The sequence below is a fragment of the Flavobacterium sp. RHBU_3 genome, from assembly GCF_046613565.1.
Lineage (GTDB): Bacteria > Bacteroidota > Bacteroidia > Flavobacteriales > Flavobacteriaceae > Flavobacterium.
In genome coordinates, this window is the sequence record NZ_JBKJHC010000001.1 from 451,039 (window position 1) to 466,321 (window position 15,283).

At 43.7% G+C, this 15,283-nt stretch carries 12 protein-coding genes and 1 tRNA gene; 9 read left to right on the forward strand and 4 right to left on the reverse strand.

Features of this window, described 5'->3' with window-relative positions; translation table 11 throughout:
• Positions 1-32 precede the first annotated feature (32 nt).
• From ACLI1A_RS02105 to ACLI1A_RS02120, 4 genes are all read left to right on the forward strand, one after another.
• Positions 33-1,166, forward strand: coding sequence for a 1-acyl-sn-glycerol-3-phosphate acyltransferase (locus tag ACLI1A_RS02105; RefSeq protein ID WP_411405580.1), 1,134 nt, complete (start codon positions 33-35; stop codon positions 1,164-1,166).
• The gene (locus ACLI1A_RS02110) at positions 1,159-2,184 is read left to right on the forward strand and encodes an asparaginase (RefSeq protein ID WP_411405582.1); all 1,026 of its coding nucleotides are present in this window, start codon (positions 1,159-1,161) and stop codon (positions 2,182-2,184) included. Before ACLI1A_RS02105 ends, ACLI1A_RS02110 begins: the two co-directional genes overlap by 8 nt.
• Before the next feature lie 40 nt (positions 2,185-2,224).
• Positions 2,225-2,312, forward strand: a tRNA-Ser gene (locus tag ACLI1A_RS02115).
• A 53-nt stretch (positions 2,313-2,365) separates the two neighbouring features.
• Positions 2,366-3,451 carry an SGNH/GDSL hydrolase family protein gene (locus ACLI1A_RS02120; protein WP_411405584.1) on the forward strand — a complete coding sequence of 362 codons (1,086 nt, stop codon included), beginning with the start codon at positions 2,366-2,368 and terminating at the stop codon, positions 3,449-3,451.
• A gap of 20 nt (positions 3,452-3,471) precedes the next feature.
• Here the strand turns inward: ACLI1A_RS02120 and ACLI1A_RS02125 are convergent, their stop codons facing one another.
• Positions 3,472-3,783, reverse strand: a complete 312-nt coding sequence (locus ACLI1A_RS02125; RefSeq protein WP_411405586.1) for a winged helix-turn-helix transcriptional regulator — start codon at positions 3,781-3,783, stop codon at positions 3,472-3,474.
• A gap of 176 nt (positions 3,784-3,959) precedes the next feature.
• Between ACLI1A_RS02125 and ACLI1A_RS02130 the strand changes: the two genes are divergently transcribed.
• On the forward strand, positions 3,960-4,880 hold the full coding sequence (locus tag ACLI1A_RS02130) for a DsbA family protein (RefSeq protein WP_411405588.1): 921 nt from the start codon (positions 3,960-3,962) through the stop codon (positions 4,878-4,880).
• A gap of 76 nt (positions 4,881-4,956) precedes the next feature.
• Here ACLI1A_RS02130 and ACLI1A_RS02135 read toward each other — a convergent pair whose 3' ends face one another.
• A complete protein-coding gene (locus ACLI1A_RS02135; RefSeq protein ID WP_411405590.1) occupies positions 4,957-8,121 on the reverse strand; it encodes a DUF4450 domain-containing protein in 3,165 nt (1,054 codons plus the stop codon).
• 188 nt (positions 8,122-8,309) lie between these two features.
• Between ACLI1A_RS02135 and ACLI1A_RS02140 the strand changes: the two genes are divergently transcribed.
• The 4 genes from ACLI1A_RS02140 (at position 8,310) to ACLI1A_RS02155 (ending at position 12,181) form a co-directional block, all read left to right on the forward strand.
• On the forward strand, positions 8,310-9,185 hold the full coding sequence (locus ACLI1A_RS02140; protein ID WP_411405592.1) for a T9SS type A sorting domain-containing protein: 876 nt from the start codon (positions 8,310-8,312) through the stop codon (positions 9,183-9,185).
• A 51-nt stretch (positions 9,186-9,236) separates the two neighbouring features.
• Positions 9,237-10,526 (forward strand): M43 family zinc metalloprotease, encoded by a 1,290-nt coding sequence (locus ACLI1A_RS02145; protein ID WP_411405594.1) that lies wholly within the window; start codon positions 9,237-9,239, stop codon positions 10,524-10,526.
• Positions 10,527-10,618: 92 nt separating this feature from the next.
• The gene (locus ACLI1A_RS02150; RefSeq protein WP_411405596.1) at positions 10,619-11,230 is read left to right on the forward strand and encodes a peptidylprolyl isomerase; all 612 of its coding nucleotides are present in this window, start codon (positions 10,619-10,621) and stop codon (positions 11,228-11,230) included.
• 84 nt (positions 11,231-11,314) lie between these two features.
• On the forward strand, positions 11,315-12,181 hold the full coding sequence (locus ACLI1A_RS02155) for a DUF808 domain-containing protein (RefSeq protein WP_411405598.1): 867 nt from the start codon (positions 11,315-11,317) through the stop codon (positions 12,179-12,181).
• A gap of 66 nt (positions 12,182-12,247) precedes the next feature.
• Here the strand turns inward: ACLI1A_RS02155 and ACLI1A_RS02160 are convergent, their stop codons facing one another.
• Together ACLI1A_RS02160 and ACLI1A_RS02165 are read right to left on the reverse strand one after the other, a co-directional pair.
• On the reverse strand, positions 12,248-12,610 hold the full coding sequence (locus ACLI1A_RS02160; protein ID WP_411405600.1) for a heavy-metal-associated domain-containing protein: 363 nt from the start codon (positions 12,608-12,610) through the stop codon (positions 12,248-12,250).
• Positions 12,611-13,064: 454 nt separating this feature from the next.
• Entirely contained in the window at positions 13,065-15,059 is a 1,995-nt protein-coding gene (locus ACLI1A_RS02165; RefSeq protein WP_411405602.1) for an ATP-binding protein, read from the reverse strand.
• Between the last annotated feature and the right edge of the window lie 224 nt (positions 15,060-15,283).

Consider the following 15,283-nt stretch of genomic DNA (forward strand, 5'->3'; position numbering starts at 1 on the left):
TAAATTCACCTAAAAAACTATTTAAGAAGCACATGCAGAAGTTTGATCAGATCCGGCCTTTTTATGATAGCGAAGTAAATGAGGCCCTGCGCGGTGTGATACATCACCCGATGATGAAAGCACTCATGAGTTTCACGTTTCCGGAAATGTCTGAAGAGGAATGGAAAACGCAGTTGTTGCGCACGCATTCTAAACGTGATTTTCAGGCAAACTTCATTTATAATGCCATACAGGAGGTGCTTAAAAAAAGTTCGGAAGGACTAACTACCTCAGGTTTTGAGCATCTAGAACCGCATACATCGTATCTTTATATAAGCAATCACCGCGATATTATCCTGGATACATCGCTGCTGAATGTTACCCTGCTTGAAAAAGGCCTTACCATGACGGCCAGCGCCATAGGCGACAACCTGGTGCAAAAGCCTTTTTTACAAACATTATCAAAGCTTAACAGGAACTTCCTGGTACAGCGTAGCCTTTCGCCGCGCGAAATGCTGCAAAGCAGTAAGCTGATGAGCGAGTACATTTACCACCTTATACGCCGTGAAAACCGAAGCGTATGGATAGCCCAGCGCGAAGGCCGTACCAAAGACGGAAACGATGCTACCCAACAGGGGGTGTTAAAAATGCTGGCTATGGCCAATGAAGGCCAAACCCTTACCGAGTTTTTCCGAAAGCTGAAGATAGTGCCGGTTTCTATTTCGTATGAATATGACCCTACCGATGCCCTGAAGATGCCGCAACTTTTGGCTAAGGCAAACGATGAGGTGTACGTTAAAGAAAAGAATGAAGACTTTAATACCCTGCTTAGCGGTATTATAGGCCAAAAGAAAGGTATACACCTGCATGTAGGCACGCCGCTGGATACTGAGCTGGATATTATAGCTACAGAGAGCGACAGTGCTAACAAGCAGCTGCAATCATTGGCACAGGTTATAGACGAGGCTATTATTACCGGCTATAACCTATGGCCTACAAACTACATAGCTTACGACCTGCTTAACGGTACCACACGCTTTGCTGACAGGTATACCGAAAAGGAAAAACAGGTATTTGAACGCAGGCTGGAAATGCGTATTGATGTAGAAAACCCGATACTGAAAGAAGGCTTCCTGGCTATGTATGCTAACCCGGTGGTAAATAAAATGAAGTACCAGGATGCATAGGCCCCGTATACTGCTCATATATACCGGAGGCACCATAGGCATGGTGAAGAACTTTGAAACCGGTGCCCTTAAGGTATTCAATTTTAGTAAGCTGCTGCAACGCATACCGGAGCTAAGGCAACTGGACTGCGATATAGAAACCATGTCGTTTGAAAAACCCATCGATTCCAGTGATATGGATCCGGCCAAGTGGGAAAAGATGGCTCGTATTGTTGCTGATAATTACAATGATTTTGACGGTTTTGTAATCCTGCACGGCAGCGATACCATGAGCTATTCGGCATCGGCACTGAGCTTTATGCTTCACGGCCTTAAAAAGCCTGTGGTATTTACGGGCTCGCAATTGCCTATCGGCGACCTGCGTACCGATGCCAAGGAAAACCTGATTACCGCCATACAGATAGCTTCGCTGCATCATGATGGGCAACCCATAGTACGCGAAGTTTCCCTTTATTTTGAATACAAGCTCTACCGTGGTAACCGTACCACCAAGATAAGCGCCGAGCACTTTAATGCATTTACATCGCCCAATTACCCTGCACTTGCCGAAAGCGGCGTACACCTGCGCGTACACAAAGAACAGCTTTTGCCGTTAAACGGCGAAGAGTTCGAACTGCGTTCCGGGTTTGACGGTAATGTGGCTATCGTAAAAATGTTCCCCGGTATTACGGCACAGGTACTACGCGCCATAACTGCTATAGAAGGCCTTAGGGGTATAGTGCTGGAAACCTATGGCAGCGGCAATGCACCATCGGCAGAGTGGTTTATCGGCATACTGCAAAAAGCCATAGAAAGTGGCGTACATGTGGTAAACGTAACCCAGTGCAGCGGAGGCCGCGTAAACATGGGCCAGTACGAAACCAGTACCCTGCTGAAAGAAATAGGTGTGATAAGCGGTGCCGATATTACCACCGAAGCCGCCATTACCAAAATGATGTACCTGCTGGGTATGCAGGTGCCTGCGCACCGTTTTAAGCTACTTTTTGAAGCGCCTGTGTGCGGGGAGCTTACCCAATAAGTTTGACGTTAGATTTTTTAGACTATTTTTGTCTGTATACAGAAGGGTGGCCGAGTGGTCGAAGGCGCACGCCTGGAAAGTGTGTATACCTCAAAAGGGTATCGAGGGTTCGAATCCCTTCCCTTCTGCAATAAAATATTATCCCAGATCTCCCATAACAAAACTAAAGTCCACAATTGTCATGATAAAACTGAAGGTACTTTTTACACTGTTAATATGTTTTATAGCTTCTAATGGTTTTTCGCAGGTTGTTATAAAGCCGGGTAATAAGAAAATATGCTACACCGGCAGGGTAGAGGTTAAGGCCGACTCAACACAGTTTTACTGGCCGGGAACATCCATAAAAATAGCCTTTAAGGGTACGGGTGCTTCGGTAAAAATGAAATCGCTGAAAGAAAAAGCCGATTTTTATGCCATTGTAGATAATGATGCCGACCATGCTTTCAGATTCCAGTCGGATAGTGAAGTAAGGACGTTTACCGTTGCCCAGGGACTTAACCCCGGTAAACATACACTGGAAATCTACAAGCTGACAAACAGCACCTCAAAAAATATATTCTATGGTTTTGAGCTGGAAGGAAAGGCTTCGCTTTTAAAGTTTAAAGATACCCGCACAAGAAAAATAGTTTTTTACGGCAACTCTATTACGGCGGGGCATGGTGTAGACGTGCCCGAAGGCGGTGTAGATGCCGGTACACCCGAACAGTTTAATAACTACTACACTTACGGTGCCATTACAGCACGCCATTTTAATGCAAAGGCATCAATAGTAGCCCGTAGCGGTATAGGTATTATGGTGAGCTGGTTTCCGGAAATTATGCCCGAAACCTTTGGACGTATAGACCCGCTGGATCCAAATAGTAAGTACGATTTTAATGTATTTCAGCCCGATGTGGTCGTGGTAAACCTGTTCCAGAACGATTCTTGGCTGGTAAAACTGCCAGAACACGAACAGTTTAAAAGCAGGTTTGGCACCACAAAACCTACAGAGGATTTTATTGTACAGTCGTATAAAAACTTTATATCCTCGGTAAGGGAAAAACATCCCCAGGCAAGTATTATATGCGCTTTAGGTAATATGGATGCCACCCAGGAAGGTTCTCCTTGGCCTGATTATATCAGGAAGGCAGTAGGCCAGCTGGAAGATGAAAATATCTACATTACCATATTCCCGTACAAGAACACAGGTTCGCATCCGGTAAGGAAAGAACAACAGGCCATGGCCGACCAGCTGATAGAGTTTATAGAAGGGCATATTACCTGGTAATATTGCCGTAAAAACACGTCCTATTCGCCCGAAAAAGGTTCCAGTTGTTTTATAACCGGAGCTAATGATTTGCTTTTTTCGGTAAGGGTGTATTCTATATGCAGCGGTTTTTGGCTTACAACAATTTTCTCCAAAAGCCCTGATTCTTCCATTTCCCTAAGCGCCGTGGCTATAGATTGCTTACTGGCTCCGTTGATTTCCCGCAGCAGGCTGTTAAAGCGCACATTTTCATGAAGCGCTAATGAAAATATCTGCATTTTCCACTTTCCGGCTAATTGTTTTAGCAGTTCTTCTACAGGGCAGTTTACCCCGCTGTTTTCGGTTTTTTTCATAGTCCGGTTTTTTTGACTAATTGACTGGTGTTTGTAAAGGCTGCACCTTTGTGGCAAAATTAGCAATAATTCGCAAAAGCGGGTTAGTGCAGTACCCCCAGATAATGAAATCGCTGTACTTTCTATTGCTAATCACGTTATGCTTAGGCTGCCGCACACAGGAAAAAAAGAGTGTTATGACAGAGAACAAAACAAATCCGTTAATGTGCGATCCGCAAAGCGGCATGTGCGAAATGCCCGAAACTGCTGCGGCATCTTCAGGTTTAAAAACCATTCCGGCAGTAAAGCCGGTAAGGATTATTTACTATACCGATCCTATCTGTTCGTCGTGCTGGGGAATAGAACCGCAGCTGCGCAAACTTAAATCAGAGTACGGCGATTATATAGAAATTGATTACCGTATGGGTGGGCTGTTGCCGGACTGGAGCTATAATAGCGGAGGTATCAGCAAGCCATCGGATGTGGCGCATCATTGGGATGAAGCCAGCCTGTATTATGAAATGCCTATAGACGGCGATGTGTGGTTGGAAGATCCTTTAGACTCATCTTATCCTTCGTGCATTGCTATGAAAGCGGCACAGCTTCAGGATAAGGATAAAGCGGTAACGTTTATGAGGATAATGCGCGAAAAGCTTTATCTGGACAAAAAGAACATTGCCAAATGGGAAAATATATCCGAGGCCGCGGCCCTGGCAAATCTTGATGTAGCACTGCTTAAGCAGGATTATATGGGGCAGGGGAAGATATACTTTGAACAGGATTTAGCACTTGCACGTCAGCTTGGTGTGCGTGGTTTTCCTACCATGTTTTTTACCGATGCCTCAGATAACAGGCTGATGGTATATGGTGCCAAGCCTTATCAGGCCTATGAAAATGCAATACTGGAACTGTACCCCGATGCTAAAAAGAAACAACCGGTAACCACAGGAAATCCGTTAGCGTTATTCGAACGTTACCCTACGCTTACCGCTAAGGAATATGCGGTAATACTAAACCATACCACCGAAGTGGCTACGTCAATTTTAGAACAGCTGGTACAATCCGGCAGTTTAGACGTAAAAACAATTAAAACAGGAAAGCTTTATAAAAGGAAATAGTTCACTGGTCAATCATCCAATTTATGTAGTAAATCCCCTGTAGGCACTATTGCTTGCAGGGGTTTATTTTTTTGGATTATTTTACCAGTGTCACCGCCATAAGCCCGATGATAACCTCATTAGCTACGGCTTTCCACTGTATGGATTTTAGTTCCCTGTGTTTATCCATTGGTATATCCAGTATAATACCTGCACCACCGTCTATGGTGCGTGCGTATACGTCGGTAGGCTTTATACCGGCGGCAGTTTCCATATCACGGCTTATAATCCCTGTTTTAAACGCCACCCTGTAAGGGCGGGGTGCATTTAGTTTAAAGGCAAGACCATCGGTGTGAAAATCCTGTTCTATGGGGCACCACGTATCGGGGTTTGTCAACTCAAGTACCGTTTTTGTACCGTTAGTATAAGTTATGGTAATAAGCCCATTGGTTACACCATATTGCATGGGGTTTGTAGTGCCTGCCATAAGCAGGTAGGCGTGCTGCGCCTTGCCGCTCAGTGGCACCGAAAGCGAATCGGGGTAGTTGTCCCACAGTGTGGTAAAAGCTATGTTGTTCTTACCCTTCGGCATACGGAACGGCACACCAAACGGGGTTTCCAATACTTCATTTTTTATAGCATTGCGAAGCCCGGTGTCGTCAATTTTGTATGTAAGCTTGGGGTGGCACCATTCGCCCACACCCTGTACCGGAGTTTGCATGGTGGTGTATGGTGAACGCGGAGTAAGGTAGCGGTTCTTAAAAATATCGGTTACAGAGGCATTAAGCGCTGAATCAATATTCACCGGTACATATTCATGTTTAACAGATTTGTTAAGGCTTGCAGAATCATATTCAGACGGAAATGGTTCGGGCTCTAATTTGTGGTAGTTTTCCATGGGTACCCACCAGCTCATTTGTCCTTGCTCCCGTTTTTCAAACTGGTCGAAATCATGTTTTATGTTCCGGTTTTCGAGCCATATTTTCTTGCCGCTCCATACAATTTCTACCGTGCATTTTTGGGTAAAATCAAATGTGATTTCTATTAAAGGGGCTTCAATCCCGTCTTTTAAAAGCCATTTCGTTTTTTTACCGTTTACTTTTATCCACTCAATGGCATCGTTCAGGGCCTTAACCTGTAAATGTAATTTTAAGGCTTTACCAAAATTATTTGAAAATACATATACATCCTTATCGCCTTCACGCTTAAAAGAGTATCCCATATCCGGATGCTGTATTTCTGCAAATTTCCAGTCACCCGGAAAACCCGGTTGCACTGTTATTTCATTATGCAGCAAGTTGGGCGCTATGCCAAAAAGCCCTTGCACCACCGCACGTGAGTATACGCCTATAGGGTCGCCAAAGTCGCGGTAGCTTTCACCGCGTGCCGCATCGTAGTAGCTTATTTGTCCTATATTACCCGGCGAATTTCCCAGGTACATGCCATCTAAAACTGCGCCTTTAAATAGATTGTAGGCTTCATTGGCACGGCCTGCCTGCCAGTACGCCAGTGCGGTGTGACCCGTTTCGGCGAAAGCCACATTGTTTGTACTCCAGCAATAAGGCATCCACGATGAGGTGGCAATGGCATTGTATTCCCCATCTAAATTATCAGCTTTTATGGGGATGTGCGGAATGTATTGGTCTACATAACTTGTAGCGCTATAAGCCTTAAACGGATTGTGTATGCCGGAATCTATAGCAGTATAAATGGACCACACGCCTGCGTAAGGATGCACCATTTTATTACCCATAAAATCTACATACTCCGCCCACCAGCCTTGGTTTTCCAACCAAAGTTTCTCGTTTATGGCCTTGAGTATCTTGTCTGCTTCGTTGCGGTATGGGGCAGGATTTTCGCCTATAAGGGTTGCAATTTCGGCAGCTGTAGCATTGGCACGATAATTATATGCCGAACCCACTGTAGTACCGCCGCTGTTGTACATAACACCGTCGCTGGCCCAGGTAGCAGCATAGGCTTCATACAAGCCATCACCGTCAGGATCAAAGTTGCGCTTTTCCCACGCAAGGCTACGTTGTATTACCGGGAAAATCTTTTTGGCGTAAGCCAAATCACCCGTCCATTTCAGGTGCCACAGCAGTTCGTCTATGTACACCAGGTTCATGTCGTAGTGGTGCATCTGGGTATTGTTATTCGGGTTACGGCAGATGTAGCCGTTGCTGTACATGGGCGTACCCCATTTTTTCAGGGCGCGGGTAAGGTCCAGTACCGTGTCCTGCTGTGGATGAGCGTATATTGGCTCTACATCGGTTACCTGAGATGCCGCGTAGTTATCAAAATGCGTGCGTGCGCGGTTGTGCCAGCCCAAAGCATCGCCTGTATAGGCTGCCCGCCACCCGTTTAGTTGCATGCGCCAGCCTATAGCACCATGCAGCCATACCTGTTCGTCCCAAATACCATCGGCAGCCATAGAAATGGTAGCGCCCAGCGGGTTCATGTATGGGTCGGGGGTGGTTATTTTCAGGGTTCGCGACAGTTTGATACGAGCTGCGTCGGCAGTGTTAAATAGCTTTTCGCCAATGGTATTGTCTACTTGTTTCAGCTCCCCGTTTTCGTACACCATATACACGGTAGGCTGTATTGCTGTTTCCAGGGTTTTTAACTGCTGCGGATGTTCCGGCATTTCAAAGGCATCGGGTGGGTCGGCACCCATATCGCCGTTGCGGTTCAGCTTGGTCAACTTAATTTCCGAAGTAAAGCACAACAGTTTTATGTTTTTACCTACCATACTTTTCGGGAAGGAGAACTTCCAGATGCCGCCTTCGGTATCGTAAAATGCCTGAGCTGAAACAGCGAACCCTTCATTGCCAAACCGTGTGTCGTTCAACTCATAATCACGCCTGCCGGGTTTGTACACTGACTTACAATGCACAGAATCGATAGCTATAGTATTGTTGCCTAACTTTATTTTAAATGCAATATGCTTTTTGTCTTTTTTAGAATAAATGGCAAATACAGGCCTGTCGCTGGTTTCTATCCGGAACTCGGTGTGGCTGCCGTACAATGCCCGCGTAAAGCGGTTGTTGCCGTTAATGCATACAAAGTCTTCGCCTTCGGGAGTGTATTGCAGTACGCGTTTTTCGTTTCTATTGTGCTTGTTATACGAGGTGTTTTCTATAAAGTCGCCCGCGCTGGTTTTGGTTTGCGCCCATGCCCGGTTAGGATATAGGCACAGCGATAGTAGTATAAAACTGCATAGTAGCAGTCTTAGGGGTATAGGGTATGTTTTTGTAGTAAGCATGTACTGTAAATGTAAAGGTTTTTGGTCAATGGTTTTGTCCTGTACTATCCTGTGGTTGGTTTTTAAGTAGTGTTATTTTATTGTTTTATAGTGGTTTAACCGTGTTTAACCCTTGTTAACACAACTTAACAGTGTTTGCTAAACCTGCAAGATACATTTGCATAGTAATCTTAAAAAACAATCTAAAAATGAAAACAGTAGTACTTATGGGTTTATTGCTTGCGGGCAGTATTTCTTTTGCACAACAAACCGTGATTTATTCGCAGGATTTTGAAGATCTTGAATCAGTAGCAGGCGAACTATGGGGAGGTATAGATATAGATGCTGAAGACGGAGTTTCGTTTGGGCTTACATATTCGCAACCGATTTTGGTACAGCTTGGCTTTACCGGAAATGTAATGACAAGCAGCAACTTTTACCTTGATGATGAGAATAACCCGGTTGTGATAGAGGATTCAGACAACATTCTTGTGTCGCCCTTTATAGAACTTCCCGATGAAGATAATATTAACTTCTCTTTGAGGATATGCGGCATAGCTACAGAACCGGAGTCCTTATCATCATACCAGGTGTACGCCATAGCTGCCGAAGTATTTGATAACCTTAGCACTGTTAACGAGCTTTTAATTGCCCTAAATAGTGCCACTCCACAGGCCCAGGCCAGTGTAAACGGGCTGTCGTCTGTTGTAAATATAGATTTGTCTGCTTATCATGGTCAGGTTATTTATTTGTTTGTAAGGCACAGTGGCTCTACAGGTGCGGGCTACCTTTTTGTAGACGATTTTACCATAACTACCGGTGAACTTGCTGCCGTTGATGGTAACCAAAAGCCTGTTTTTACAGTATATCCTAACCCTGTGACTAATGTGCTGAACCTGAATACTGCCGGTGTTGCGGTAAACAAAATTACTATAACCGATATTAACGGCCGTACCGTGAAAACCCTTGTACCACAGGTAGGAAGTGAAATAAGTGTCGACCTTACAGGGCTACAAACAGGTACTTACCTTGTGGCTGCAGAAACCGATAAGGGGCGTGTGGTAAAACAGGTTATAAAACAATAATACAGGAATTAACAAAACCCAATTCCGTAAAATCCCAAAAACAATAAAGCCATGAAGAATATTATATCCCTCTGCATTATGGCTGTGCTTTTTACTATCCCATCATTATTTGCACAGCAAAAGAGCACCTTTGCGCCTTGTTTTTCAGATGAATACAGCAGGTTGCGCCAAAGAGATAACACCCGGGCTTTTGAAGGCTGGATGGCTTCAAAACTACTGTCTCCACGTAAGGCATTTTCTGCTAACGACGATGATAATGTGGTTACCCTGCCCGTTGTGGTACACGTTATACACGATGGCGATGCGGTAGGCGTAAGCGAAAATATACCGGACGAACGCATTTTTGCACAGTTACAGGTGCTTAACCAGGATTTTAGGCGTATGGAGGGTACTCCCGGTTATGCCGAAAATACTGCTGGCGTAGATACACACATACAGTTTTGCCTTGCGCAGCAGGACCCGGACGGTAACCCCACTACGGGTATAGACCGGCAAAACCTTGGGCTGGCTAACTGGAATACTATGGATGCTGTAGATTATGATTTAAAGGCAGCAACCCAGTGGGATCCGGAGCGATACATAAATATTTGGGTTTGCCGTTTCGGTGGGGAGCTTGCACAGGTAGGCGGCTATGCTTACTTTCCTGAAGCATCAGGGCTTAGCGGACTGGAAGGGGCAGAAGCCACAGCCAATATCGATGGTATAGTAATGTCGTTTAAGGCTTTTGGCAGTTCCGATATTTTTCCGGCCACTACTTATTTTCCCGAGAATGATAAGGGGCGGTCGCTTACCCACGAAATGGGACACTTCCTGGGGCTGAGGCACATTTGGGGCGACCAGAACTCTTGCCTTGCAACAGACTATTGTGAGGATACCCCGGCGTGTGTAGGATTGCATTTTGACTGTACTCCTGTAGATACCTGTACTTCAGACGATGTGTGGGACCAGATAGAAAACCACATGGACTATACCCCCGATGTGTGTAAAAGCGTATTTACCGCCGGACAGAACGACCGTATGTGGGTAGTGCTGCAAAATGCACCGCGTAGGGTTTCGTTGCTTACATCTGATGCGTGCCAGGCGCCGGCTGCCGGAGTAGGGGAACAATGGCAAAAACAACTGCAACTATACCCTAACCCTGCACAAAACAGCATAAACATCAGTGGCGAAGGCCTGGATAATGCCCGTTACCAAATATATACCGTACAGGGCGTACGTGTAGCCGAAGGGGCTGTTAACAAACAAGCACAAATAGACATACAAATGCTTAGTGCCGGTGTTTATATTATAAAACTGGCCGATGGCAGTAAAACTGCTTCACTGCGTTTTATTAAGCAGTAAGTTTTTTCAATGAGGTTTTTTAAGCGGCTGATTGCGCAAAATCAGCCGCTTTTTTGTGTTATTTCTGTACCTTCGCTCCAAAGAAATAACCCATGAAAAAACTCCTACTCCTACTAATAGCCACAACACTTTTCGCTTGCAAACCCGATAAACCAAAATCAGGTAAGACGCCCGAGGTGTACACAGCCACCTTTGAGACTACCAGTGGTGATTTTGAGATAGAAGTTACCCGAGCATGGGCTCCCATAGCCGCCGACAGGTTTTACCAGCTGGTTAACAGCGGTTTTTACGACGGCGAACCGGTGTATAGGGTAGTGGAGGGTTTTGTGGCGCAGTTTGGCAGTATAAGCGGTACTAAAATGAAACCGTGGAAAGATAAGATTATGCCAGATGAGCCACTGCTGCAAAAAAACAAAAAGGGATATGTAAGCTTTGCCCGCCAGGGTAAGGAGTCGCGTAGCACCGATGTGTTTATCAACCTGAAAGACAATATATCGCTTGATACCCTAACGGTAGACGGACTGAGGGGGTATACACCTTTTGGCAGGGTTACCACTGGTATGGAAACGGTAGAGGAGCTGTATGCTGATTACGGCGAACTGGTAATGCAACACCCGGAGTCGTTTGCTACAGCTACTAAGTTCAAAAAAGCCTTCCCTAATCTGGATTATATAGAGAAAGCTTACATCAGTTCGGGTGAGTAATTCTTTATAAATTTCTTATAAGGTATTTCCATATTTAATTTCTAATTTTACGCCCTTACAAATCAAAACAACTAAAAACTCCTTATGGCATCAGGCTTTTTTGCAATTTTAGATGATATAGCTTCATTAATGGACGACGTGGCTGCAACCAGTAAACTGGCCACCGGAAAAACCGCTGGTATACTGGGTGATGATCTTGCCGTAAATGCCGAAAAGGCTACAGGTTTTGTGTCTTCACGCGAGTTGCCTGTGCTTTGGGCCATAACTAAAGGTTCGTTGTTAAACAAGGTTATCCTTATCCCTATAATACTATTGCTAAATGCATTTTTTCCTGTAGCTATAAAGATAGTACTGGTTATAGGCGGTTTTTACCTGGCTTATGAAGGGGTAGAGAAAATTGTGGAATATGTGTTCCACCACGGACATGATAGTGAGGAAACTGCTGAAGAGGAAAACCAGACTGAGGCTGAAGCCGAAAAATCTAAAATTAAGTCGGCCATAACTACCGATTTTATCCTTTCGCTGGAAATTGTAATTATAGCACTTAGTACGGTTTTAGATAAACCACTTGGAATACAAATCATGACGGTGTGTATTACAGCACTGCTGGCTACCATAGGCGTGTACGGCATTGTGGCACTTATAGTGCGCATGGACGATGCAGGTTTCAGCCTTATAAGGGCTTCAAAAAACAAAGGCTTTTTCTCTAAGTTGGGTAACCTGCTTGTTAAAGCACTGCCTTGGGTTATAAAGGCGCTTGGCGTTATAGGTACTGTAGCGCTTATTATGGTATCGGGTGGTATTTTTGTACATAGCATAGAATACCTGCACCACCTTGTGCCGGGCTGGCCTTCTATAGTTAAAGAAGTGCTTGTAGGACTTGTAGGAGGTTTTGCGGCACTGATTGTAATTACTGCCGGTAAAAAAGTAGTAGCCCTTGTAAAGAAATAAATCCTATACTTTTATAAAACAACAAAAGCTCCTTGTAGGAGCTTTTGTTGTTTTATAAAATATCGGTTATCCTTTTTTGCAACAGCCGTCCAGGCCTTCATAAGCGGTAGGGTCGGCTTTAAGCTCGTCTGCATCGTACCCCAGTTTTGTAATAGCCTGTTTTATCTTGGTCAGGTCTGTTTTCTTTGTGTTATAGGTTACCTTAATGGTCATGGCTTTTTCATCAAGCACTACCATCTGTACTCCCTTTTCTTTAAGTAAGGTTTGGTTAAACCTTTGTCCGCAGCTTTCGCAGGCTTTGCAATGGTCGCAGTAAATTTTTGTTTTTATTACAGCTGTCTGTACGGTTTTTTGCTGCTGTGCCGATGCTGTTGCAGTAATAAGTAATAGTGTACAGGCAATGAATACTGTTTTAAGAATCGTTTTCATAATGTTGTTAATTGCATTGTGGCAAACTTAGGTTTTAGTTCATTAAAAAGCAATTGAAAATATTTACGGTTATGATATGCTTCGTTTACGTTTTTAAGAAAGAAAATGGTTGTCTTAATGCTTCTTTTTGAGGCAAATATAGAGAGATAAAAAATAAAAAAAGTTTTGGGCATTCTTTATAGGCTTTACTGCTACGATAATCAGGAAAAAGATTTAAAAAGTAATTTCTGTAGGTTTTAACTTACTTAATGGTTACTGTTTTTCCTCATTTAACATTTATAAATAAGTGTGCTGCTTTGTAAAAAAATGTTAAATACTTAGGTTTGCAGCATCGTACTTAACATTTCCAACCTAAAAGAAAAAACTTTTACCAATTCCTTGCATGCAAATGCGCTAAACCAAAAGTTTAAGAGGTGTGCCTTTCAACCGGGCACACCTTTTTTTATGTTTTTACTTATACAATAACTTCAATAACGGTACCCTTTCCTTCACCGGAATTAATGTTTAGTGTTCCGCCAAGGGCTTTTACACGTTCGTCTATATTGCGCAGTCCTATGCCCATACGTGTTTTCTTAATGTCGAAACCTTTGCCGTCATCCCAAATGCGAAGCTTTACCATAGTACCCTGCGCCATTAGCGCTATGTTGCAATTAGCAGCGTTACTGTATTTCTTTGCGTTTGTGCAGGCTTCCTGTACAATACGGAATAGTGCTACGCGGGCTTCCGGTGAAACATTTGCCCAGTTGATAAACTTATCTACATAAACATCAAATACCGGCCCCTTAGTTTCTTGTTGCCTGCTTACCAGTTGCTTCAGTGCTTCGGCATAGCTTTCGTCTCCGGTAAAGCTTTCTTTAAGGTCATGCGATAGCTTGCGTATTTCATCCTGGGTTTCCTGAAGCTCGTTAACTAACAATTCTTTTTTCTGGCCTTCTTCTGTTTCCAGTTGCATCAGGTTAAAGCGCGTGGTAAAAATGCGGTTTATTACCCCGTCATGCAGTTCCATGGCTATACGGTTCCGTTCTTCCATTTTAGCATTTTCGGCGCTACTTTCCTGTTGTAACAGCAGGCTGTATATTTTTTCGTTTGCTTCCTGTTGTTCCTGTATGTAAAGAAGTTCTTTGTTACGTGCCCTAAGCCTTATAATAACTACGGTACCTATAGCAAAAAGCCCTAGTACTATAGCCGCCCACAGTGTATAATTTACACGGCGGTGCAATGATTTGTTTTGGTTTTCTACACTTTCTGTTTCAAAAGCTATCCTTGCAAATTTGTTTCGCATGGCGCGTTCAGCACGTTGCAGGCTATCATTCAGCTCAAAATACAGTTTAGAATAGTATGCCCCCTTATGGTGGTCGTTTACCGCCAGGAGCGACAGTACTTCCATTTCATCGTTGCTACTTTGTTCTTTTACTGCTTCGGTATAAGTTTTGCGTAGCAGCGCTACTGCGGCCAGGGTGTCTTTTTTATGAAGGTAATGCTTAGCTATGCTTTTTTCTGTTTCCAGTTTAAAGTAAGATTCTTTCATACTGTCCAGAATACGGAGTGATTCAAAAAGATCAGGAGCATAATCTTTTTCTTTATATCCCTGCATCATTTTGGCATAACCTATGTTTCCTAAAAATAAGGCATGGCTTATTTTATCGCTTTGGGTATTAAGTTCCATTGCCATAGTGTAAAACTTAATTGCGGTAGCATAATCGCCCTTTTTATCGTACAATACCCCCATATTGTTATAGATGTTTTGCCTGTGCCATAGTATTTTTTCTTCGGGTATTTTGCTCTTTGCCATTTCATGGGTACCCTTTAATGCAATTTCTAAATAGCTAAGGGCCTTGTCATAATTTTGCATGCTGGATAAATCATTTGACAGGGATACATAGGCATCGTTAAGGGCTTCCTTATCATTTGCTTTTTGCAATAAGCGGATGGCCTTGATTTCTTCAGCTTCAGCTTCAGAAAAATTTCCGTGTATAAACAGCACGCGGGCATTTCCGTGCAGCGACAGCCCGAAGTTTAAGGTGTCGTTCAGTTTTTCATAAATATTCTGTGCCCGCAGCCTGTAGTAATAGGCACTGTCCAGCACGTTCCGGGCTTCCATGTTAGACGCTATATTGTAGAGCGAAAACGCCAACGTTGCAGAGTCTTCCCTTTTTTCTGCCGAACTATACAGAAAACGCATAATAGACATGTGTTTATCCATTTCATCATCATAGTAATACCTGTACGCTATAACCTTCATTATTTCCTGGTTAAGGCTGTCTTCAGGGCGCGTTTTGGTTTCTGTATACATACTATCCAGTATCCGTGTACGCTCGGTAAGGGACATATTGTCAGTTCTTTCCAGGTAGGCAAGCTCGCCCAGTTCGTCCTTGCTGTTTTTTCTTCTGCTACAGGCAGCAGCTAACACCAGTAATATAAGTATAAATAGCGTAAAAGTTTTTTTCATATGCAGCTGAAAATAAAACCGGCACAGGTGGTTACCTGTATAACAGTCAAATAATTTGAACCAAAGATAATTAAAGGTTCTAATTTATGTACCCGGTGTTGTATAATCTGTTATGATACCATAGTATTTTTCATTTTTAAGCAATAAATTTTCATAAAATCGTTCAATAGTTTTTTAGAGAAGCGCATTTCTCGGAAACCTTAGGTTTTATTGGGAAAAAGCGC

Excerpts from the sequence above, each read along its gene's own strand:
- ACLI1A_RS02160 (WP_411405600.1), bottom strand. The coding sequence starts at position 12,610 with ATGAAAACGATTCTTAAAACAGTATTCATTGCCTGTACACTATTACTT.
- ACLI1A_RS02110 (WP_411405582.1), top strand. The coding sequence starts at position 1,159 with ATGCATAGGCCCCGTATACTGCTCATATATACCGGAGGCACCATAGGC.
- ACLI1A_RS02125 (WP_411405586.1), bottom strand. The coding sequence starts at position 3,783 with ATGAAAAAAACCGAAAACAGCGGGGTAAACTGCCCTGTAGAAGAACTG.
- ACLI1A_RS02140 (WP_411405592.1), top strand. The coding sequence starts at position 8,310 with ATGAAAACAGTAGTACTTATGGGTTTATTGCTTGCGGGCAGTATTTCT.
- ACLI1A_RS02105 (WP_411405580.1), top strand. The coding sequence starts at position 33 with ATGCAGAAGTTTGATCAGATCCGGCCTTTTTATGATAGCGAAGTAAAT.
- ACLI1A_RS02165 (WP_411405602.1), bottom strand. The coding sequence starts at position 15,059 with ATGAAAAAAACTTTTACGCTATTTATACTTATATTACTGGTGTTAGCT.
- ACLI1A_RS02130 (WP_411405588.1), top strand. The coding sequence starts at position 3,960 with ATGACAGAGAACAAAACAAATCCGTTAATGTGCGATCCGCAAAGCGGC.
- ACLI1A_RS02155 (WP_411405598.1), top strand. The coding sequence starts at position 11,315 with ATGGCATCAGGCTTTTTTGCAATTTTAGATGATATAGCTTCATTAATG.
- ACLI1A_RS02145 (WP_411405594.1), top strand. The coding sequence starts at position 9,237 with ATGAAGAATATTATATCCCTCTGCATTATGGCTGTGCTTTTTACTATC.
- ACLI1A_RS02135 (WP_411405590.1), bottom strand. The coding sequence starts at position 8,121 with ATGCTTACTACAAAAACATACCCTATACCCCTAAGACTGCTACTATGC.
- ACLI1A_RS02150 (WP_411405596.1), top strand. The coding sequence starts at position 10,619 with ATGAAAAAACTCCTACTCCTACTAATAGCCACAACACTTTTCGCTTGC.
- ACLI1A_RS02120 (WP_411405584.1), top strand. The coding sequence starts at position 2,366 with ATGATAAAACTGAAGGTACTTTTTACACTGTTAATATGTTTTATAGCT.